General features: G+C 48.6%; 18 protein-coding genes. 13 read left to right on the top strand and 5 right to left on the bottom strand.

The genetic code is table 11. From position 1 onward, the window contains the following. Positions 1-47: 47 nt before the first annotated feature. Together porM and porN are read left to right on the top strand one after the other, a co-directional pair. Entirely contained in the window at positions 48-1643 is a 1596-nt protein-coding gene (gene porM, locus JT719_RS11480) for a type IX secretion system motor protein PorM/GldM (protein ID WP_207433402.1), read from the top strand. A gap of 15 nt (positions 1644-1658) precedes the next feature. After that, entirely contained in the window at positions 1659-2717 is a 1059-nt protein-coding gene (gene porN / locus JT719_RS11475; RefSeq protein ID WP_242693221.1) for a type IX secretion system ring subunit PorN/GldN, read from the top strand. Between the two features lie 200 nt (positions 2718-2917). On the opposite strand, the gene uvrC is transcribed toward porN, so the two are convergent. Genes uvrC through porW form a run of 3 tightly spaced genes read right to left on the bottom strand, consistent with a single transcriptional unit; the run spans position 2918 to position 9631 of the window. Further along, positions 2918-4723 (bottom strand): excinuclease ABC subunit UvrC, encoded by a 1806-nt coding sequence (gene uvrC, locus JT719_RS11470; RefSeq protein WP_207433401.1) that lies wholly within the window; start codon positions 4721-4723, stop codon positions 2918-2920. Between the two features lie 20 nt (positions 4724-4743). Then, on the bottom strand, positions 4744-7035 hold the full coding sequence (locus JT719_RS11465; protein ID WP_242693220.1) for a penicillin-binding protein 1A: 2292 nt from the start codon (positions 7033-7035) through the stop codon (positions 4744-4746). Between the two features lie 10 nt (positions 7036-7045). Next, on the bottom strand, positions 7046-9631 hold the full coding sequence (gene porW / locus JT719_RS11460; RefSeq protein WP_479725265.1) for a type IX secretion system periplasmic lipoprotein PorW/SprE: 2586 nt from the start codon (positions 9629-9631) through the stop codon (positions 7046-7048). 327 nt (positions 9632-9958) lie between these two features. Here porW and JT719_RS11455 point away from each other — a divergent pair, with 327 nt between their 5' ends. The 11 genes from JT719_RS11455 (at position 9959) to JT719_RS11405 (ending at position 19304) form a co-directional block, all read left to right on the top strand. Further along, entirely contained in the window at positions 9959-10195 is a 237-nt protein-coding gene (locus tag JT719_RS11455) for an AtpZ/AtpI family protein (protein WP_207433399.1), read from the top strand. 30 nt (positions 10196-10225) lie between these two features. After that, positions 10226-10585 (top strand): hypothetical protein, encoded by a 360-nt coding sequence (locus tag JT719_RS11450; RefSeq protein WP_242693219.1) that lies wholly within the window; start codon positions 10226-10228, stop codon positions 10583-10585. A 44-nt stretch (positions 10586-10629) separates the two neighbouring features. Further along, on the top strand, positions 10630-11715 hold the full coding sequence (gene atpB, locus JT719_RS11445; protein WP_207433395.1) for a F0F1 ATP synthase subunit A: 1086 nt from the start codon (positions 10630-10632) through the stop codon (positions 11713-11715). Between the two features lie 38 nt (positions 11716-11753). After that, complete coding sequence (gene atpE, locus JT719_RS11440; protein WP_207433393.1) at positions 11754-12014, top strand: ATP synthase F0 subunit C; 261 nt, start codon at positions 11754-11756, stop codon at positions 12012-12014. Positions 12015-12133: 119 nt separating this feature from the next. Continuing rightward, on the top strand, positions 12134-12631 hold the full coding sequence (locus tag JT719_RS11435) for a F0F1 ATP synthase subunit B (RefSeq protein WP_207433391.1): 498 nt from the start codon (positions 12134-12136) through the stop codon (positions 12629-12631). A gap of 68 nt (positions 12632-12699) precedes the next feature. Beyond that, a complete protein-coding gene (gene atpH / locus JT719_RS11430; RefSeq protein WP_207433389.1) occupies positions 12700-13257 on the top strand; it encodes an ATP synthase F1 subunit delta in 558 nt (185 codons plus the stop codon). A 2-nt stretch (positions 13258-13259) separates the two neighbouring features. Beyond that, a complete protein-coding gene (gene atpA / locus JT719_RS11425) occupies positions 13260-14840 on the top strand; it encodes a F0F1 ATP synthase subunit alpha (protein ID WP_207433387.1) in 1581 nt (526 codons plus the stop codon). Positions 14841-14916: 76 nt separating this feature from the next. Beyond that, positions 14917-15807, top strand: a complete 891-nt coding sequence (gene atpG / locus JT719_RS11420) for an ATP synthase F1 subunit gamma (protein WP_207433385.1) — start codon at positions 14917-14919, stop codon at positions 15805-15807. A gap of 195 nt (positions 15808-16002) precedes the next feature. Then, positions 16003-17670 (top strand): alkaline phosphatase PafA, encoded by a 1668-nt coding sequence (gene pafA / locus JT719_RS11415; RefSeq protein WP_207433383.1) that lies wholly within the window; start codon positions 16003-16005, stop codon positions 17668-17670. A gap of 42 nt (positions 17671-17712) precedes the next feature. Continuing rightward, positions 17713-18276 (top strand): inorganic diphosphatase, encoded by a 564-nt coding sequence (locus JT719_RS11410; RefSeq protein ID WP_207433381.1) that lies wholly within the window; start codon positions 17713-17715, stop codon positions 18274-18276. A 179-nt stretch (positions 18277-18455) separates the two neighbouring features. Continuing rightward, complete coding sequence (locus tag JT719_RS11405; protein WP_207433379.1) at positions 18456-19304, top strand: UbiA family prenyltransferase; 849 nt, start codon at positions 18456-18458, stop codon at positions 19302-19304. Between the two features lie 104 nt (positions 19305-19408). On the opposite strand, the gene JT719_RS11400 is transcribed toward JT719_RS11405, so the two are convergent. Beyond that, positions 19409-20917, bottom strand: a complete 1509-nt coding sequence (locus JT719_RS11400) for an NAD(P)H-hydrate dehydratase (protein ID WP_207433377.1) — start codon at positions 20915-20917, stop codon at positions 19409-19411. Positions 20918-21054: 137 nt separating this feature from the next. Then, the gene (locus JT719_RS11395; RefSeq protein ID WP_242693218.1) at positions 21055-21651 is read right to left on the bottom strand and encodes a phosphatase PAP2 family protein; all 597 of its coding nucleotides are present in this window, start codon (positions 21649-21651) and stop codon (positions 21055-21057) included. Between the last annotated feature and the right edge of the window lie 1028 nt (positions 21652-22679).

Genomic DNA, 22679 nt, shown 5'->3' with positions numbered 1-22679 from the left:
ACGAACCCATTCGTTTAACTTTAAATTAGAAAGCTAGACCAGGAAATATGGCTGGAGGAAAAGAAACGCCACGGCAGAAGATGATCGGGATGATGTATCTCGTGCTTACTGCAATGTTGGCCTTGAACGTAAGCTCTGCAATTCTCCTAAAGTTTCAGTTTATTGATGACAGCTTAAGCACTGTTAACAACAAAACAAACAAGGATAACAGCGGAGTTTTAAGCGGAATTAAAGCTACAGTAGAAGAGTCTGGGAACCGCTCCCAAGACGTGCGTGTAGTAGAAAGCGCAGAAGCTGTAAGAAAGCAAACTTCTGAAATGGTTGCGTACATCCACGGATTACGTGAGCAACTGGTGAAAGAAGCCGGAGGACAGGATCCTGAGACAGGAGGTTACAAAAACCCTGAGAACAATGAGCGTGTGAACATGCTGATGATTGGCGGACCTGGCAAAGGAGGGAAAGCATATGAGTTAGAGAAAAAGCTGAACACCTATGCCTCTTTCTTGCGCCAGTATAACCCAAATGCTCCTGCTAAACTTGCTTTGAGCGGTGAAGAAGACGTGAGAGTTCAAAAGAATAAAGCTCAGCGTAAGAAAGATTTCGCCGAAATCAACTTTGAGGAAACTCCAATAGTAGCAGCTTTGGCTACATTGGCCCAAATGGAGTCTGAGGTTCTGAAATACGAAGCAGAAACTCTTTCTCAGTTGGCGCAGAAAGTTGGAGCAGATATCATCAAGTTTGAGAACATTTTTGCAATGGCCAGTGCTGAGTCTAAAACAGTAGCTGCTGGTACTAAATACAAAGCTGAAATGTTCCTGGCTGCTTCTTCTGATGCAGTAACCCCAACTATGTCAGTAGACGGTAGATCCATTCCGGTGAAAGGTGGTAAAGGTCAGATTGAGTTCACTGCCACTGCTGGTAACTACGATGCAGAAGGTAACGCTAAGAAGACCTGGAGAGGTCAGGTACGTTTCCGTCAGGCAAACGGCCGTGACACAGTGTTCCAGGTTACTCAGGAGTACGTAGTTGCTAAGCCAGTGATGCAAATCCAGTCTGCTTCTATCAACTCATTGTACTTCAACTGCGGTAACGAGCTGAACATCCAAGTGCCTGCTTTGGGTGCTAACTATGATCCGTCTTTCTCTGCAAGCGGTGCAACAGTAGTAAAAGGAGCTAAGAAAGGATTCTTAACCCTGATTCCTACCTCAAGACAAGTGAAACTGAACGTAAGCAGCGGCGGAAATGCTATTGGTTCACAGGATTTCACCGTGAAACTGGTACCAAGACCAAGAGTAGTTGCTTCTGCCAACGGTCGTCCAGTGGATGTGGTGAAAGGTATGCCAGCTCCGGGTCCACGTTCATTGACCGTGCAAGCTATCCCAGACGAAAGCTTCAAGAACCAATTGCCTAAAGATGCCCGTTACAGAGTTACTCAGTACACAGTGTACCTGGTGCGTGGCGCTCGTCCGGTTGGCTCGGTGCAAGGAACTGGTCCTAACGTGAGCTTAGGTAGCCTTGCGGGTCAAGCCCGTCCTGGCGATAGAATTGCCATTGACGTAAGAGAAATTCGTAGAATGAACTATCGTGATCAGCAGGAAGTTGTTCCTTCTGATAACTCAAGTATTACTTTCCAGCTTAACTAGTAAGTTTTTAGTATCATGAAGAAGTTAATTGTGTTGGGGTTAGCGGGATTGCTTAGCATTCCAGTTGTTAGTACGGCGCAAAAACGCACTACTAAAAAGTCAACCACATCTGCGCAGAAAGCTCAGCAAAGTGCTGCTGCCCAAGCTGCGGCTGAAAAAGCCCGTCAGGAAGAGTTGGCTCGCCAGCAGGAAATGCAACGGCAAGCAGAATTGGCGAAAGCCAGAATGGATAGCTCTTTGGCTGCTCCTGCTTCTGCCAGACCAATTCCGCCCTCTGACGTAATGTTCAAGAAAACAGTGTGGAGAGCGGTAGATCTTCGTGAGAAACAAAACCGTCCTATGTTTTCCCCTGGAAGGCAAATCACTAAGTTGATCACAGATGCAGTAAGACGTGGAGAATTACAGGCGTACAGATCTGATACCCTCAACACTCCTATCTCTGCACAAGAGTTCATGACAAACCTTACGCCGTCTTCTTCTGCGGCTGGTGGTTTGACCGAGGCTGAAAAAGCCGCCGGTTTTGACCAGCCTGCTGCCGCTGATGATGGATGGGGAAACGATGACGGCTGGGGAACTCCTGCTCCAAAGAAGAATACTGCCAAGAAAACCGATACTAAAAAAGCCGCTGCTGCTCCTGAAGCCGCTGTTGCAACCGGTAATGAGTTGCTTCCTAATGAGCTTTACAAGTTAGAAATCAAGGAAGATGCAGTATTTGACAAGAAGCGCTCAAGATTGTACCATGACATTCAGGCAATCACTTTGATTATGCCTGCTAAGTACAACAGCCTGGGCTTTGAGAAACCAATCGCCTCGTTCAAATACAGTGACTTGGTGAGAGTATTCAAAGCTCATCCAGATGAAGCGCTTTGGTTCAATGCACAGAACGATGCGCAGCACAAGAACCTGGCAGATGCATTTGATCTGTGGTTATTCAGCTCTTACATCACCAAAGTTTCTAACGTAAATGATGAGCGTTTAGAAGAGGTGTATGGCGCTGGTAAGAAAGGTCTGTTGGCTGCTCAGCAAGCCATGGAAGAGCTGATTGAGTTTGAGTACAGCTTGTGGAGCTACTAAAAACTAGTTTAAGCTTAATATAAAAAAAGGAGGCCAGAAACGGTCTCCTTTTTTTATGCCCTTACCAATTTAGGTGTTTGATTAAATTTGGTTGAATTTAGCGTTAGTTGCAGGTAAGGGAACGGGATAAGTACAGAATGCTCTTCTTCCCTGTTCCATTTTAGACCTGTTTCCCTGAAAATAGGCTCAAAATGGGTAGGCTAAACTTTCGCGTTAGAGAAATAATCAACCAAAATCTTGGCTTTGCTTTTGCCTACTTCAGACTCCAATTCCTGCTGTGAGAGCTCAGAAATCTTCTTCACTGATTTGAATTTGCTTAAAAGCTTTTCAGCGGTGGCAGGGCCAAGTCCTTTGATGGTGGTTAACTCAGTTTTCAAGGTACTGGCATCTCGTAGGGAGCGGTGAAAAGTGATCCCGAAGCGGTGCGCTTCGTTTCTGAGGCGCTGGATCAGCTTCAGCGTTTCTGATTTCTTATCAATGTACAGCGGCAGCGAATCACCGGGATAGAAGATCTCTTCCAGTCGTTTCGCAATACTCACAATGGCTACCTGGCCGTAGATGCCCAAATCCTTCAGGGCTTTCACAGCCATTCCTAATTGGCCTTTACCCCCATCAATAATGATGAGCTGAGGCAAAGAAGCCCCTTCATCCAATAACCGGCGGTAGCGGCGGGTGACTACTTCGTACATGGACGCAAAGTCATCCGGACCAACCACCGTTTTGATATGGAAGTGCCGGTAATCTTTTTTGGATGGTTTAGCGTTCCGGAAACACACCATGGATGCCACCGGGTTATCGCCCTGGAAATTGGAGTTATCAAAACACTCAATGTGCTTGGGGAGCTCGGTAAGCCGAAGATCTCGCTTCATGGTCTCCATAATGCGTACCTCGTTGCTGTCCTTTGATTTATCTTGCATGCTCTCCTTTTCCTTGCGGAGATACATAGCATTCTTCAGGGAAAGGTTTAACAACTTACGCTTATCTCCAATCTGCGGAACCGTTACAGTAACTCCTTCCAGCGGTAAAACCAAATCATCAATATTCACCAGAATCTCCTTGGCGGTGCTCTCAAAATCCGACCGGAGCTGCATGATCATGGACGCTAGAATATCCTGGTCACTTTCCTCCAGTTTCTTCTGCAATTCCAAGGATTGAGTCCCAATGATGGAGCCATTCATTACTTTGAGGTAGTTAATGAAGGCGCATTTTTCATTTGAGGAAATGGTAAAGACGTCAATATTGGTGAGCGTATGGCTAACCACAGTTGACTTAGCCTGAAAATCATCTAGCAAGTCAAGCTTCTGTTTATACTGGTGCGCCAATTCAAATTGCAGATCTGCGGCTGCGGTAGACATCGCCTCTTTGAAATAATTCTTTGCCACGGTTAAGTTACCGGAAAGAATATTCCTGATCTGTTGGATGTGCTGGTTATACTCCGTCTCCTCATAGAGCCCTTCACAAGGGCCTTTACAGTTCCCGATGTGGTATTCCAGACACACCTTGAATTTGCCGGCCTCAATGTTGGCAGGACTAAGATTGTAGCTGCAGGTGCGGAGCGGATACAGTGTCCTGATCAGTTCCAGCAGCACGTTCATGCTGGTTACGCTAGGGTAAGGACCGAAATAACGGGAACCATCATTGAGCTTGTTACGGGTGCTTAAAACCCTTGGGAAACGCTCATTGGTAATGCAGAGGTAAGGATAGGTTTTCCCGTCCTTGAGCAGAATGTTGTATTTAGGCTGATGCTGTTTTATCAGGTTGTTTTCTAACAAAAACGCATCAGCCTCACTGTCTACAATGGTGAACTCAACCCGTTTGATCTGGGAGATGAGTTTAAGAGTCTTTTTGTTGTGCTGCGTGGAACGATTGAAGTAGCTACTTACTCTTTTGCGGATGTCTACAGCTTTGCCTACATAGATGATCCCGTTGTCATCATAAAACTTGTAGATGCCCGGCCGATGCGGCAAATGCTTCAGTTGCTCTTTTATGGTTTCCTCCACAGCCATACATATTCCTTCCTTATTCCTTAAAACCGATTCTCAACCTCTGTTGGTTCGTTCTGAGGTAGCGTTTGCTCTTGTTTTACGGAATCAACCACGGTTGGTGGCTTACTATAGCCACAGTTAATTTGCATGGACAGCGGCTGCGTTGGTTTAGGGAACGGCGCTTTAGACACATTCAAGGATTTATCAGCGTACACTTTCTTCAGGAAGATGGCGTAGATAGGCATCGCTAACTTGTTTCCTTGCCCAAAATTAGGATTGGTGAAGTGGATGCTTCTGTCTTCGCCGCCTACCCACACACCTGCTGCCAGGTCTGGCGTGATTCCCATAAACCAGGCATCTGAGTAGTTTGAGGTGGTTCCGGTTTTAGCCCCAATTTCATTCTTTAAACCATAGCGGTGACGCAAGCCATAATAGGCGGTACCACCCCGGGTATCGGCGGAGCCTTGCAGCATGTGCACCATTAGGTAAGCAGTTTCCTCGCTCAGGGCGTCTACCGTCTTAGGCACGAACTCATGCAGCAGGTTTCCGTTCTTGTCTTCAATGCGAACTAGGTACTGAGGTTGGTTCCACACTCCTTTGTTCACGAAGGTACTATAGGCACCTACCATATCATACAAAGTCACATCGCTGGAACCTAGAGCCAAAGACGGAACCGGATCTAGCGGAGTTGTGATTCCGAGGCGTTTTGCCGTTTGTACCACCAATTCAGGGCCTAATTTTTTCATCAGGTAGGTAGTGATACTGTTCACAGAAAGCGCCAATGCCTCGCGTAAGGTCATTCTACGGCCAGAGTACCTTCCTTCGCTGTTTTTAGGAGTCCAAGGCTTGCCGTCTGGGTTGATGATGGTGACAGGGGCATCGGTCACGGTATAGCAAGGAGAGTAGCCGTTCTCAATAGCGGCAGTATAAACAAAGGGCTTAAACGTAGAACCCGGTTGTCTGGCGCCTTGCTTAACGTGGTCGTATTTGAAGTACTTGTAGTTGGTACCACCTACCCAAGCTTTCACTTTACCGGTGAGGGGGTCCATGGCCATGAAGCCAGCTTGTAGATAATGTTTGTAATGGCGCAGAGAATCCATTGGGCTCATGACCACATCCTTCTCGCCTTCCCAAGTGAAAATACGCATGGGTACTTTCTGATTGAGATGATACTTGATAGAATCTTCGTTGTCCCCGTATTGCTCTACCAGGCTCTTGTAGCGGGCGGTGCGTTTCATTTGCTCGGCTAAGAACCCTTTGATTTCGCGGCCGTTTTCGTCAATCCAGGGGTTTCTGCCTTTCCACTGCTTGAAAAATTCTTTCTGCATCACCTTCATGTGCTGCTCCACGGCAGCCTCAGCGTGCTGTTGCATGCGGGAATCAATGGTGGTGTAAATCTTCAAACCATCTGCGTACAGGTCAAAGCCGTTTTCGCGGCACCATTGTGCCAGCGTTTTCCCAATCTCAGTGCGGAAGTAAGGCGCCAGGCCTTTGTTCTGGTTCTCTACGTTGAAGTCCAGCTTAATAGGCTTCACACTGGCCGTTTTGTAGGTAGGATCGTCAATGTAGTTGTACTTGAGCATCTGGTCCAGAACGGTGTTGCGTCTGTTCAAAGAGCGCTCAGGGCGGGTAACGGGGCTGTAGTAAGACGGACCTTTCAGTACTCCAATCAAAGTAGCAGCTTCCTCTAAGGTCAATTGCTCAGGCTCTTTGTTGAAGAAGGTCTTGGCGGCCACTTTGATACCATAGGCGTTGCTACCAAAGTCTACCGTGTTCAGGTACATGAGCATAATCTCCTTCTTGGTATAGGAGCGCTCCAGTTTCACAGACATGATCCATTCTTTGGTCTTGATGATGAGCATTCGCAAACCGGGCACATCGCTGAGCAGACCATTATTCAAATCGTCACGGGTACGGAACAGGTTACGGGCTAACTGCTGGGTAAGGGTACTAGAGCCGCGGTCTTGTTTACCAGTTAGTTTGTAGTACGGCACTGCCAGCGTGCCTTTGAAATCTATCCCGGAGTGTTCTTCAAAACGGATGTCCTCGGTGGCGATCAGGGCGTCTACCAGGTGCTTTGGTAATTGCTCATAAGTGACAGGGCTGCGGTTCTCCCGGAAATATTTACCCAATAACTGGCCGTCTTCTGAGTAGACTTCAGAAGCGAGCTCGCTTTTAGGGTTTTCCAGCGTTTTCAGGTCTGGAAGATCGCCAAAGAGGTTCAGGAAATTGATACTTACGGCAAAAACGTAGAGGAGGAAGAATACAAACCCTCCCGCAAAGAACAGCCAAAGTCCCGAAATGATATTCCGGTACTTCCTATTGGCAGGCATAGACGACATGCTATTGGTAATTTTTTTCAAAGAAAGCTACATACTCCGCGATATCACCCAGCTTTCTCAGTAAAGCCAGGTTCGCTTCAGTTATCACAAAGGTAGCAAATTTCGGGCCTTTTAAATTGGCCAAAGGAGAACTGCGTGCAGCTTGTAATCTGGCGTACTGTTCCGCTGCTTTAAAATCGGCTAAAGGCCGGATGACCACCAAAGTAGTGCTGTCAGAAAACGGCACAGACTCTGCGGTTAACTGCTTTTTAGGATGAAAACGGTTGTTGTAAGTGCCGTAAGCAGTGATGAGTTGTTGCCGCGCTAAACTGTCGCCGGTATGCACAATCACAAAATAGTGCGGAAGGCTGCGTTCAGTTTTATAGGTAGGTACTTCTTCCTTAGGCACCGGCGGGGCGCTGACCACCGGTGGCTTCGCTAATTCCCCTGATTCATAACGGGTGTACAGGTTCATGAACTCGCGGGCTTGGGGTAACAGCGGGCTCTCAGGATAATGGATAATGAATTGCTCCATGGCGTTCCGGAACGTGACCGCGGGTTGCGTACGGCCAGTTACCATGGCCCGCAAGAACGCAATTTTGTCAGGAATATCGTTTTGAGGGTATTTCTCAGAAAGAGAGGCTAAAACAGTAAGTGTCTCAGGAAACTTCTCTTTTTCATACAAGGCAAAGGCCGAGTCATACAGCGTGTGCGCGGCCAGGTTCTCGGCAGAGTAGGTGCGCAGGAAATCGGGCTGGTCTATGAGCCTGCTGTACTTTGATGTAGGAAATTTATCCTTCAGGGCCCGGGCGTATTGAGCGGCTTTTTCGGGTTGCTGTGCCCCTTGGGCAATCACGTACAAGCTGTAATAAGCTTCAGACGCATGAGAAGAGGTTGGGAACCGCTCTAACAGCTTTTGGAAGGTTTGGCTGGCTTTTTCGGGTTCTCTCAAGCGTTGTTGGTAGATGTTGCCTAAGGTAAACAAGGCTTCTTCTACCCGCTTCTCAGCAGCCTGGCGTTGTTCAGCCGTAACCGGAATAGCAGCCAGGTAGGCTTCTTGTTTCTGAGCCGCTGCGGCCGCCAGGGCGGTGCTGTCTACGGCAGTGCTGGTTACAGGGCCAGCCGCATTGCCTGCCCCTCCAGAAACAGCCGTGATGCGCCGCCAGTTGTCTTGCAAAGGACGATCGCCCCACGTGCGCAGGAAGTCATTGCGGGCACCGGCCAAAGCTACAGGGTTGTCAAAATACCAGGTGCTACCTTGTGTTCCGGCCCCGCCGATGGGCAGCGTAGCTGTCTGGGTGGTAGGGGCTGGTCTGGCGTTAGCGGCAGCTAAAGCAGTAGCGGCGGCCTGTTGCTGTTCCCGCTCTCTGGTGATCTGGTCGGCTACCCGCTGGGCCCGGTCAGTGGCGCTTAGCTGCCCTAAAGCCAGCAAACTATCTTCTCTGCGGATAATCTCTAACTGCTCAGTAAAAGCGGTAAGAACGGTACGTCTGTCTGATAGCTCTTCGTAGCCAAGCGTGGTGGGGGGAAGCAACTGCAGGGTACTGTCATAGTAGGCCTGAGCCAAGCCATACTGCTGCAGGTTCTCATAATAAATCTGCCCAGACAAAAGATAGGAGTAAGCTTTCTGGACGGTATTGGTGGTAGAGGCTGCCGTAGATTGGCCTAAAAGCCCTAAAGCCTCTGGATATTTTTTCTGCCGAAGTTCCAGCTTTGCCAGGTCATAGTAAATCTTATCCTGATACTCTTTGTTTTTCTGGTCTTTGGCCAGCTTGTGCAGGAAATCCTTGATCTTGTCTTGGTCTGTAACATCCTTCAACTCGGTAACTTGGGCAAGATTGAGGCTGGAATAGAAGCCCAATTCGTACGGCGGCCGCTTCTTCAAGACCTTGGCAAATTGCTCATAGGCTTTCGCGTCTTGGTTAGTGGCCTGGTACAACTGGCCCAAGATAAACCGAAGCCGCGCCTCCTGGTCTCTTTTCTTCGCATAGGGCATGGCTTTCTCCAGGTTCTCAATCATGAGCGGCAAGTTGTTCTGGATGCTGGCCATCTGGGCCCTGGTCAGGAGAAGTTCCCTTCCGTTGTCTTCGTTCATGCGCTCTTTCCGGAACTGCTCTGAGATGGAGGTTACGTTATCATAGTCTTTCTGGCGCATGTAAAGCCGCATCATCCAGATCATGGCTTCATGGCGGGCATGGCGGTCTGGGCTGGTGGTCTGCACAAACCGGAACGTCTTCATGGCCTCAGTGTCTTCGCCCTGGTAATAGCGGGCTTTCCCGATCAGAATATAACAATCGTCAATCCACCGGGATTTTGGGTGGCGCACAATGGGGAAAGAAGCACGCTTAATGACCTCATCCAGATCCGGGGCCAGGGTCTTCAGAATGGTGGTATCGGCTTGGGGTAAAACCTGCAAAATGCGGTTATAGTCATTCACCACGGCAGCATCCAGGCGGGCTTCCACCGCATCCAGTTTCTGCCGGGCCAGGAAATACCCGTTGAAACGGGCATTGATGTTACGGTACAGTTTGCCCACAGGCTTATCTGAAGAGCAGCCCGCCAGGGTGCCCAGTAAAAGGAATAGAAGAAGAAAACGTGTTAGTTTCAACGTTACGTCAGATGATGGAATACTAGTAGAACTACGCAGAGCCGGTTTTTATTTTATGTCTGTTTTGCCAAAAAAAGCCCAGAAACGGAGGGAGAGGTAATGCTAATTCGTTAATGGGCAGTCATAAAGACAAACTTACATTTTTTTAGGTTCATGTTTCGCTACTACGCAAGAACATGGCGTAGAGGTAAACGAATGAAATCCAATTTAGTGCGAACCTTCCCCGTTTTTGAGATGTTTTTCTGTAAAGCCCGTAAAACCAAGGGAAAATCTTTCTGTAAAACCCCAGTCTGCATTTAGTACCTTTACGGCAACAGAAGCAAACCCATGAATCCACAACAGCAGCCTACCGGCCCCAAGCGGAAATCAGATGTGAAGCCTTACCTGCGGTATTCTGGGTTGGCGTTCCAGATGATCGCGATCATGGCCATAGCCGCGCTGGGTGGCCGGAAACTGGATGAGCATTTCCAGAACAAAACACCTTGGTGGACTTTTGGGTTACTGATTGTGGCGGTGTTTGCCTGTATGTATTCTGTTATTGTATCTCTTACCCGTAAGGATTAACGCTTAGTGAATTTTCTGAGAGGCCTTCTCTTGCTCACCGGTTTGCTGGTTCTGGTGATTACCGGACTGCAGTTCTATACCGGCGCCGGATTGATTCATTCCTATATCTGGTACATGGTTCCATTCTTTGTCTTCGTGACTGGGTTTGCCCATTATGTGGCACTCCTTGGTTTAAAGCACGATGCCACGAACCTGCATGCCTATTATTACACCTCCATGGGGGTGCGAATGGTGTTTGCCATAATAGCAATTTTCGTATATAGATATTTTCACGAAGAACAGATAGTGCAGTTCGTCTTAAACTTTTTCGTGCTTTATTTTATTTATACCGGATTTGAAATCTACGCTTTGTTGAGTAACTTGCGCCGAAATTCAAAAAAGCAAGCCTAGAGTAATGCGTTTACGTAGAATGTGTTGCTTTTAATCCGCTCTGAATGAAGAAGATACTTGTAATTCTGCTTTCTATTCTTACTTTCTCAGCCCAAGCGGCAGAATCTGCCGAAGGTGAGAAGTTTAGCCCCGGTGACATGATCATGCACCACGTGGGAGATGATTATGTGTGGGAGTTTGCGCATGGCTTGACCATTCCTCTTCCGGTTATATTATACGGAGAGAACGGGTTAGACATTTTCCTGTCTAGCAAGTTCTACAATGAGCACCATGAATTGCAGCCTTACAAAGGCTACGTAATGGAGCATGGGCATATCTATTATGCCAATGAAGAAGGTGAGCCAAAAACCGTAACCGGTGAAAACGGAGAAGAGAAGCACGTAGGGCCGCTGGATCTGTCTATCACCAAAAACGTGGCTTCCATGTTTGTGAGTGTGTTCCTGCTGTTTGTGGTGTTCCTGTCTATTGCGTCTGCTTACAACAAGCGCAGAGGAAAAGCGCCAAGAGGGCTGCAGTCATTCTTTGAGCCAATCATTGTTTTTGTGCGGGATGATATCGCCAAAACCAACATCGGTCCAAAATATGAGCGCTACATGCCTTACCTGCTGACCATCTTCTTCTTTATCTGGTTCAATAACCTGCTGGGTTTGATCCCAGGTGGTGCAAACCTTACCGGTAACATTGCGGTGACTTTGACGTTAGCAGTGTTGACCTTGATTATCACAGTGTTCAGTGGTAACAAGTCTTACTGGGGGCACATCTTCAACACGCCTGGAGTTCCATGGTGGTTGAAGTGGGGTATTCCAATTATGCCACTGGTAGAGGTGATTGGTATCTTCACCAAGCCATTCTCCTTGATGGTTCGTCTTTTCGCTAACATCACGGCGGGGCACATCATCATCCTGAGTTTGTTTAGCTTGATCTTTATTTTTGAAAGCGTTGCCATTGGTCCGGTAAGTGTGGCGTTTGCCACCTTCATGAACTTCCTTGAGTTGTTCGTGGCGCTGCTTCAAGCATACATCTTCACCTTGTTGTCTGCCATGTACTTTGGCGGCGCAGTGGAAGAGCACGATCACCACGATGACCTGGGGCACGGCGATGCTCCTCATCTGGCGGGTGCGCATCATTAATCTGAATTTCTTTTTTTAACTATATATATACTACTTCTATGTTGTTAGCATTATTGCTTCAAGCGTTTTCTGTAGGCGCAGGTTACGCCATTATGGGTGCCGGTATCGGTGCTGGTTTAGTGGCTCTTGGTGCCGGTTTAGGTATTGGTAGAATCGGTGGCTCTGCCATGGAATCTATCGCTAGACAACCAGAGGCTGGTGGACAAATCCAGACTGCGATGATTATCGCTTCTGCCCTTATCGAGGGTGTTGCCCTGTTCGGGGTGGTAGTTTGCCTTCTGATTTCGTTCATTCGCTAAGAATGCATTTGTTGCGTCTCCCGTCCTGACGATTGGTCAGGAACGGGAGACGTCAATAAAGGAGTAGTAGATTTAAAAGTTGAGAGAAGGCTTTTCTCTAGAAAAATAAACATTGTAAGATGAATCCATTAGTAACCCCTAGTATCGGATTACTTTTCTGGCAAGTGGTCACCTTCTTATTGGTGCTTTTCTTGTTATCAAAGTTTGCCTGGAAGCCTATCATGAAGGCTCTGCGTGAACGTGAGCAGAACATTGACAATGCCTTGAGCATGGCTGAGAAAGCCAAACTGGAGATGCAGTCTCTGAGAGCTGACAATGAGCGGTTGCTGAACGAGGCCCGTGCTGAGCGTGAGCGTATCCTGAAAGAGGCCACTGACGCGGCTACCGCCTTGGTAGAAGGAGCCCGTACCAGAGCCAACGAGGAAGGTGCCCGCATGATTGAGCAAGCTCGTGTATCTATTGAGAACGAGAAAAAAGCTGCTTTGACTGAGGTGAAGAACCTGGCGGCTACGTTGTCAATTGATATAGCTGAGAAACTGATCAAGCGTGAGTTGCAGGATGAGCAGGCACAACGTGCCCTGGTTCAAAGTTACCTGAGAGATACTCCCCTGAGCTAAAGTAAGCCCGGCGAGCTGTTTCCCGCCTAGAAAGAGGAAACTAATCGTTAAACACGCAAGAGAAAGAAATGTCAGAAGAAAGAGTTGCCTCCAGATACGCTAAGTCTCTGCTAGAGCTTTCCCAGGAGAAAGGTTCTTTGGAGCAAGTGTATGAAGATATGCGCTATTTCTCCAAAACCCTGGAGAGCAGCCGTGACTTACGCCTGGTACTACGCAACCCGATTATAAAGCATGATAAGAAACTCGCTATCCTGAACAGCCTTTTTGGCGCTAAAGTAAGCGAGTTAACCAATGCCTTTTTCAGAATCATTACCCAGAAAAACCGTGAGGAGATTCTGGAGTCTGTAGCCACAGAGTTTGTGAAGCAGTACAATGAACTGAAAGGCATTCAGAAAGCAACGGTAACCACTGCCGTGCCGCTTACCCCCGATTTACGGGCTACTTTCCAGCAAATGGTGGTAGACCGTACCGGAAAAACAGTAGAGCTGCAAGAAGTGGTAGACCCGTCTGTAGTAGGTGGGTACGTACTGCGCATTGGCGACCAGCAGATTGATAACACGGTGCGGAGCAATGTGCAGAGATTGAAAAATAAGTTTAAAGAAAATCCATACATTACTAAACTATAATCATGGCAGAAGTTAGACCTGATGAAGTATCAGCGATTTTAAGAGAACAGCTGTCAAACTTCAGAACAGAAGCTGAACTAGAAGAAGTTGGTACGGTTCTGCAAGTAGGTGACGGTGTTGCTCGTATCTACGGCTTATCCAAGGCGCAGTCTGGTGAGTTGTTAGAGTTCGAAAATGGTCTGCAAGCCCTTGTTCTTAACCTTGAAGAGGACAACGTGGGTGCGGTATTGTTGGGTGACTGGAGCGACATCAAAGAAGGCGATACAGTTAAGAAAACAAATAAAATTGCCTCCGTTCGCGTAGGTGATGGCATGGTAGGCCGCGTGGTAAACACCCTTGGTCAGCCAATAGACGGCAAAGGCCCATTAGTGGGTGAGCTGTACGAAATGCCAATTGAAAGAAAAGCACCAGGCGTTATTTTCCGTCAGCCGGTAAATGAGCCTATGCAAACCGGTATCAAAGCAATTGACTCAATGATTCCGATTGGCCGTGGCCAGCGGGAGTTGATCATTGGTGACCGCCAGACTGGTAAGACTGCGGTAGCTATTGATACCATCATCAACCAGGGTGAGTTCTTTGACCGTGGTGAGCCTGTGTTCTGTATCTACGTAGCTATTGGCCAGAAAGCCTCTACCGTAGCGCAGATCGTAAACGCTTTGGAATCTGGTGGAGCTATGCGTTACACCGTGGTAGTAGCCGCTCCGGCTGCAGACCCTGCTCCAATGCAGTTCTACGCGCCATTTACCGGTGCTGCCATCGGGGAGTTCTTCCGTGACACCGGACGTCCAGCGCTGGTAGTGTACGATGACTTGTCTAAGCAAGCTGTGGCGTACCGTGAAGTGTCTCTGTTGTTGCGTCGTCCTCCAGGACGTGAGGCGTATCCAGGTGACGTATTCTATCTGCACTCTCGCTTATTGGAGCGTGCCGCTAAGGTGAACGCTTCTGATGAGATTGCCCGTAACATGAACGACTTGCCAGAGTCTATCCGTCATTTAGTGAAAGGTGGTGGTTCTTTGACTGCCCTTCCAATCATTGAGACGCAAGCGGGTGACGTTTCTGCGTACATCCCAACCAACGTGATCTCTATCACAGACGGTCAGATCTTCCTGGAAACTAACTTGTTCAACTCTGGTATCCGTCCGGCTATCAACGTAGGTATCTCGGTATCTCGCGTGGGTGGTTCTGCTCAGATCAAGTCGATGAAGAAAGTGGCTGGTACCTTGAAACTGGATCAGGCGCAGTTCCGTGAATTGGAAGCCTTCGCAAAGTTCGGTTCTGACCTGGATGCTGCTACTAAACTGACCATTGAGCGTGGCCGCAGAAACCTTGAGGTTCTGAAGCAGCCTCAGTTCTCTCCGGTAGCGGTAGAGGATCAGGTAGCGATGATCTACTGCTGTACCAATGGTCTGATTGATGACGTTCCGGTTAACCAGGTGCGTCAGTTTGAGAAAGACTTCACCATGACGTTGAACGCGCAGCACCGTCCGGTTCTGGATGCGTTGAGAGCTGGTAAGATTGATGATACCGTGACTGACACGCTGAAGCAAGTAGCGCGTGAGCTCACAGCCAGATATCGTAAATAATTAAAATCAACAGAAGAAGAGCAGCGCGGGTAACCGTGTGCTCTTCTTTCTCTGTTCATACTTGACTAACTATTAAATGGCTAGTTTAAAAGAAGTACGCAACCGGATTGTTTCTGTCAGCTCTACGCAGCAGATCACCAAGGCCATGAAAATGGTGGCGGCGGCTAAATTGCGCCGGGCCCAGGACAACATCATGCGCATGCGTCCCTATGCTCAACGCCTGAACAACATCCTTTCTAATCTCTCTCAGGTAAACGGAGAGGGTGGCGAGAATGTGTATGCCCGCAAACGCGATGTGCAACGGGTGCTGATCATTGCCGTTACCTCAGACCGTGGTTTGTGCGGTGCTTTCAACTCTAACGTGATGAAAGCCGTGAACAACCTGATCAACGATCGTTACAGAGCCCAGCAAGTTGCCGGTAACGTAGAGATCATGGCCATCGGGAAAAAAGGCCACGAGTACTTTGACAAGCGTAACTTCCCTTTGGCGGGTGACTATACTACTGTGTTCGGGAATCTTTCCTTTGAAACGGTAAGAGTAGCTGCTGAACGAGCCATGGAAGGTTTCCGCAACGGGTACTATGACCACGTTGAATTGGTATACAATGAATTCAAGAACGTAGCTACCCAGATCATCCGGACGGAGCAGTTCCTGCCTATTCAGGAGAACACCGAGAACCAAGGCAACACCAACGCCAACCTGGACTACATCTTTGAGCCTTCTAAAGAGGAGATTGTGGAGCAGTTGATTCCTAAGTCTCTGAAGATTCAGGTGTACAAAGCAGTATTGGAGTCTAATGCCTCTGAGCACGGTGCCCGTATGACCGCCATGGACAAAGCCACTGACAACGCCGGTGAGTTGCTGAAGCAATTGAAACTAACGTATAACCGTACTAGGCAGGCTGCCATTACCACCGAGATCCTGGAGATTGTGGGTGGTGCCGAGGCGCTTGCAGCCGGTAGATAAGCTTTCTGACATATCCCATAGAGCAGCGCCCATTGAAAAATGGGCGTTTTGCTTTTTAGGGGGTATGTTACCTATAGGTTAATTTCTGAGCGCTTCCAGCAAAAAGGATAGTCAGGAAAGCTTGTCCTGATATCTTTACGTTTTTAAGCTGGTTTCAAGAAATCGGCTCAGAAACAGAATCGTAAGACAAACCCAATGAAGAAAAGAGTAATCCGCCTTTGGGCGGTAATGCTGCTGTTGCTTGTAAGCATATCCCCCGCAGCAGCGCAAAAGAAGAAATCTAAAGGGAAATTACCTGCTAAACCAAAGCTGGTAGTGGGCATTGTAGTTGACCAGATGCGCTACGATTACCTGTACCGTTTTTGGGATAAATATTCCAAAGAAGGCTTTAAACGCTTAATGGGAGAAGGGTTCAACTTCCGGAACAACCATTACAACTACGTACCTACCTACACCGGCCCTGGCCATGCCTCTATCTATACCGGTACTACGCCGGCCATGCACGGCATTGTGGGCAATGACTGGTACAACCGGGCCACCGGCCGTAACATCTACTGTGCCGAGGATAAGTCTGTGAAAACGGTGGGGAGTAATTCTACTGCCGGAGAGATGTCGCCGGTGAACATGATTTCCACCACCATCACCGATGAACTGAAACTAGCCACCAACCAGCAGAGCAAAGTCATTGGGCTGAGTCTGAAAGACCGCGGTTCCATTCTGCCGGCCGGCCACGCCGCCAATGCCGCGTACTGGTACGATGGCAGCAACGGCAACATGATCACCAGTACCTATTACATGCAGGAGCTTCCAGCGTGGGTGCAGGCTTTCAACAACCGCAAACTGCCGGACCAATACCTGAGCCAGCCCTGGACCACCTTGCTGCCAATAGACCAGTACACCGAGAGCGCCGCTGATGACCAGCCGTTTGAGGGTACTTTCTCCGGGGAGCAGAAACCGGTGTTCCCGCACAACATACCGGCTTACAGAGGCAAAACCTTTGACCTTCTGCGCGCCATTCCGGCCGGAAATACTTACACCAAGGAATTTGCCATTGAAGCCATCAAAGCAGAGAACCTAGGAAAAGGCCAGTTCACCGATTTTCTGGCAGTAAGCTTCTCTACACCAGATTACATAGGGCACCAGTTTGGGCCTAATTCCATTGAAGTAGAAGATAATTACCTGCGCCTGGACCGTGATCTGGCAGATTTGCTCAAGTTCCTGGACACCCAATTAGGCAAAGAAAACGTATTGATTTTCCTAACCGCCGATCACGGTGCCGCTCACAATCCTAATTACCTGAAACAGTTAAGAATACCGGCGGGTAATACCAACAACGGCATCATGACAGACTCCCTGAAGAAGCACCTGAATACTAAATTCGGGAATGCCGAGTGGGTAAGCTCCTTCATGAACCAACAGATTTACCTCAACCATGCGGTAATTGAAAGCAAAAAGGTTAATTTGGTGGAAATACAGGAAGAGGTTGCCAGATTTATGCAGCGTTTTCCGGGTGTTTTACGTTCCTTCACTGCCGATGCGCTCATGAAATCGCATTGGGAACGAGGGTTAGGCATGCTGGTGGAAAACGGGTATATGCCGTTCCGTTCCGGTGACGTATTGCTCACCTATCAGCCTGGTTGGTACGAGAACTATGGTCGCGGCATGGCCAAGGGAACTACCCACGGCAGTACCTGGGCGTATGACACTCACATTCCGCTGCTATGGTACGGGTGGCAGGTTCCGGCGGGGGAATCTACCGTGCACACCGAGATTATTGACATTGCCCCAACCCTGGCAGCCTGGCTGCGCATCCAGGAACCTAACGGAACCATGGGCCGGTCTTTATTGGAACACGTGCGGTAACAGCTAAGCCGCTGAATTTTAAAACAGATAGAAATAATTAGTATGTCAGAAACTACAACTCAGAAAACATCTAATCCTTGGCATGAAGTAAGCTACGGCGAAGAGGCTCCTAAAATCGTGACCGGTATCATTGAGATTCCGAAGGGATCAAAAGCCAAATATGAATTAGATAAAGACAGCGGTATGCTTAAACTGGACCGCGTTCTTTTCTCAGCGGTGCACTACCCAGCTAACTACGGCTTTATTCCCCAGACCTACTGCGATGACAAAGACCCTCTGGATATCCTGGTGCTTTGCTCTATTGACGTAGCTCCTATGTGCTTGATAGATGCCAAAGTAATTGGGGTGATGCAGATGATTGACAACAACGAGGAAGACGATAAAATCATTGCCGTAGCTGCCAACGACATGTCTGTGAAGCACATCAATGATATTTCTGAGTTGCCGCCGCATACCCTTCTTGAGATTCAGCGCTTCTTTGAAGACTATAAGAAACTGGAAAACAAAGAAGTGATTGTGGAGAACTTCCTGGGCCGTGAAGACGCGTACAGAATCATTGAGCAAAGCATTGAGCTGTACAACACTACTTTCAGAGGCAATAGCTAAGAAGACCCAAAAACATTCAATAGAAAAGCGCCGCTTTCCGTATAGGGAAGCGGCGCTTCTTCTTTCAGAGCATTGACAAGCCAGGTACTGTTGTCTCTGCATATTTTAGGTTTGCACCGCAGGTAACTGCAAACGTACTTTGCCAGCGCAATGGGTAAGAAGCCGTTGATTCAACCAGTATGAGGATCCCCCTGAAAGTCCTGAACTTTATTCTGTACAGCAACCTGTTTATTTCTCTTTGCGCTGCCGTGCTGGTGTGGGAGACATATCTGCTGAGCGGAATACCTATTTCTCTTCGGTTAGGGGGAATCGTCTTCTTTGCAACGCTTTTCGTGTACAATGCAGACAGTTTGGTGCCCTACAAGTTCAACCAGGAGGTGGGCATGTCTGCCCGTACTGAGTGGATCCAAAAGTACAGACAGGAGCTTATTTTCATGTGCGTGGCTAGTGCGCTGTGCGTGGTTTATCTTTACTGGACTGCCCTTTTTGAGTTAAGCTTCTGGTTTTTGCTCCACCTCATAGTGGTAGCTGGGCTATACTCGGTAGCCGTGATCCCGGAAGGAGACCGGTACATTCCCCTGCGTGATATTCCTTTCCTGAAAGTGTTTCTGATTGCCTATGTCTGGTCAGCCATAACGGTGCAGTTGCCGTTGATGGAAGTAGACCGGGATCTATTTGACACGCCCAACCTTATTCTGTTTTTGCGCCGTTTTCTGTTTATCTTCTCTTTAACGCTGGTCTTTGATATCCGGGATGTGAACAAGGATAAGCAGACCGAAACGGTAACGTTCCCCACCAAGTGGGGCGTGCAAAATACCAAGAAGCTGGCATTGGCGGCTTTGTTCGTTTTTGCCCTGCTGCTTCCGGCCGGAACGGCCATGCACGTACGCATAGCCTTAGGATTATCTGCAATAGGCGCTGCCATGGTGATCTGGAATGCCCACGAAAACCGTTCCCAATACTACTTCCTGATCTTAGCCGATGGAATGATGCTGGTTCAGTTTCTCCTGGTCTGGTTCCTGCTATAAGGTTGTCAGAGACTTCAAAGGAGCTTGGCTCCACTACTTCCTGCAAAGAAGGCTAGTATTTTCAGCCCATTTTCCACAAAGCTGGCCAAAAACAGAAGTTGCCGCTATTGTTTCAATTTAAGAAACGCCGCTCCCAAGTATTTGTAAAGGTCTGAAGCAATGAGAGAGGTTTCTCCCTCTGCCGCTGCCGCCAAGTCACCTGCCAGCCCGTGGAGGTAAACGCCAATCTGGCAAGTTTCCAATGGTGAATACCCCTGAGCCCGTAAGCCGGTCAGAATACCGGTAAGCACATCACCACTGCCGCCGGTTGCCATTCCTGGGTTCCCGGTGGTGTTGAAGTAAAGTTCGCCGGATGGAGTGCCGATGCAGGAGTGAGCTCCTTTGAGGATGACGTAGCAGCTATGTTCTGCGCAAAAGTTCTGGAGTAACTCTAGGCGATGGAAGTCGTTGGTGGCGGGGCCGGTGAGCCGCTCAAATTCTTTAGGGTGAGGCGTCAGAATGCTGTCGGCAGGTAATTGTTGGCGCAGCAGTCGGTCGGCGGCCAAAAGGTTGAGCGCATCCGCATCTAAGACCAAAGGAGGCAACTTCTGGCGGAACATCCGTTCTAAGGCCAATCTGGAGTCTTCGGCCTGTCCAAGCCCCGGACCTATGCCAATGCACTGGTATTTGGTTACATCGGTGGGAGGTGTGGTAAGGTGATGTTCATGCTCATCGGTCAGAACCATTGCTTCGGGCACAGAGGTCTGCAGAATGTCATACCCTACCCGGGGTACCTGAACCGTCAGTAAACCAACTCCTGATCTTAGAGCCGCATGGGCACTCATCGTGATAGCCCCCATCTTGCCATAACTCCCGCCCACCAGCAAAGCATGCCCAAAAGTGCCTTTGTGGGAGAACTTGGACCGAGGGCGAGCAAGCGACTTGATAGTTTCCGGTACTAATAATTGGTGCGGAGATTCCACCTGGTTTAAGAATTCCTGGTGAAGCCCGATAGGTAAAACGTGCCAATCGCCGGCAAAAGCACCTGAGGTTGGTAATAAGAATGCCAGTTTAGGCCGCTCAAAGGTAAGGGTGATGTCTGCCTGTATTACCGCAGTTCCTTCTGGGGTCGGGCCATCAGTGAACAGGCCTGAGGGAATGTCAATGGAGATAACCTGAGCCTCGAGTTGATTGATATAAGAAACGGCCTCGGCATACAAGCCCTCCAAAGGCCGGGACAAACCTGACCCGAAAAGGCCATCCAATATGACTGCGCTTGAAGGCAAATCCCTTGGGAAATCTTGCAGGAAGTGCGCTTTGAGAAGCGGAATGGCCTTTGGCAGTCTGCTCAGGTTCTGCGCGAGATCAGTTGAATAGTTTTTGTTTGTTGCTACTAAGATCACCTGCACATCGTAGCCATCGTGGTGGAGTAAACGTGCTACCGCCAATCCATCGCCTCCGTTATTCCCAGGTCCGCAGAAGACATAGAAAGGAATCTCTGGAGAATACCTCTGCTCCAGCCATTTCACCAACGCCCCAGAAGCCCGTTCCATCAGGTCTAAAGACGAGATAGGCTCATGGGCAATAGTGTACGCATCTGCTTCTCGGGTTTGGGAGGCGCTAAGGATTTTCATGGCTTTCTTGTTAATTGCTGATTGTTCTCAAAATAGATAAGGGCTTCCTATATCTGTGCTTCCCTTTACGCTGTTTTCCGGCCATTTTATTCAAAACAATCAACAATCAACAATCAACAATCAACAATCAACAATCCTCAGAACTGAAGCGCCATGCCCAGCCCCATCTTGCCGTTGGGTAAAACAGTTGGCATAATGCTGCTATTTAACCCCTTGTTGCGCATGATGCGGTCATGAATAAAATAAACCGTATTCACGGAGAGGATACCCACACCGGCACCGGCTAGTACATCGGCCATCCAGTGCTCATTGTTCAGCACGCGCATCACACCTGTAGCCGAGGCGATGGTGTAACTCCCTATGCTGATCCACTTGCTTTTACCTCTAAACTCTTTGTCTACAATGGCAGCAATTGTAAAAGCGTATGCTGTGTGACCTGAAGGGAAGGCCCTTGGCTCTCCGTTGGGCCGCTCCTGCGCTGTCAGGAATTTAGTAGGATACACTACAAGGGTAGTCAGCACTCCAGAAGCCAGCAACAAACCGGTTTGCCGCCTTATGTCGTGCTTGTTCTGTGATGAGAACAGGTTAAAACCATACAAGCCTACTATTGGAACGAAGAACAGATAATCATCAACGGTGGTGCTGAAGTTCGGGAATGCTTTGCGAGCATCTCTGCTGGCGTCATAGCTACTGTAGAAACCATTTCCCTTGATGGTAGAGATACCTGCCGCCATAAGTATAGCAGAAGGTAATACCGCTCTTTTAAGATAGCGACTCGTTTTCGGTTTGCCTTCTTCAGGCGAGACCTGCAAGGAGGAAATAACCGGTTGAACAGCAACGGTAGTGTCTGCTGCTGGAGACTGGGCTATAACTCTAGCGGAAAAGGAAATCCACAGGAGTGAGGTGGTCAGAAAGGTTTTGAGGTTCAAGGTGTGTAGAAGTTTATGGAATAGAAAACAAGTTAAAGTGGTACAAGTAGTCAAATGCTGCCCTTGGACGAAAAAGGACACTTTGCGCATCACACCTGTTTAAGAAGGTGTTTTGGCAAAGTAAGCTTAAAACGGATGCCATAACCAGAAGTTTTAGCAGGAGGGGATGCTCCATATCTAATGAAGTATTGCAAACAAGGAGTAAACCGCTTCCATATAAGCAGGACAGAATCTGACCTTCAGGTGTGAAAACGGGACTACCCGCCTTGCCTGAGGAAAGCGGTTTTAGTCAGTTCTAAGCAAAGCAGGCTAGAAATAGAGAAAGCAGTATACAGGTGGGGCAAGTAGATTTGATTGGTGAGACAGAAGGTAAGAGAAGAAATTCAAGTTGCTTGGAACCAACCAGCATCATTCTTGGTTCCCGTCTAGGCTCCGGTCGGGAGCTTTGTGGCTTGCAGAGGTCAACAGAAAAAACTTAAGTGCCTCGGAACTTCTGAGCACCTATTCTTGGTTCTGCCTAAGCGTCCAGCAGGGAAGCAGCCAAAAGGAAACGGCAAGGAGAAAAAACCTCCTCTTACCGGGAACCAATCGCCACCTAATGTTGGTTCTCCCTTAGGCTCCGGTCGGGAACCTTTTCCTAAGGGAAGCAAAGAAAAACTTTCCTTCCCCGCTTGCAAACTAAAGGATTCTGCTTACCTTTGCAGCCCCTTCGGGACCGGAGGGACCCCGAGGCCAGCCGGGCGGAGAGGGAAGGAGAAAAAAAGATTGCCGAAGCGCTTGCAAAGAGGGAAGTTCTGCTTACCTTTGCAGCCCCTTCCGGAAGGAAGGTCCCC

It is taken from the genome of Sabulibacter ruber (genome assembly GCF_017355955.1).
Lineage (GTDB): Bacteria > Bacteroidota > Bacteroidia > Cytophagales > Hymenobacteraceae > Nibribacter > Nibribacter ruber_A.
The sequence above is the reverse complement of the archived record's forward strand: the minus strand, read 5'-3'. Positions and strand labels throughout refer to the sequence as shown.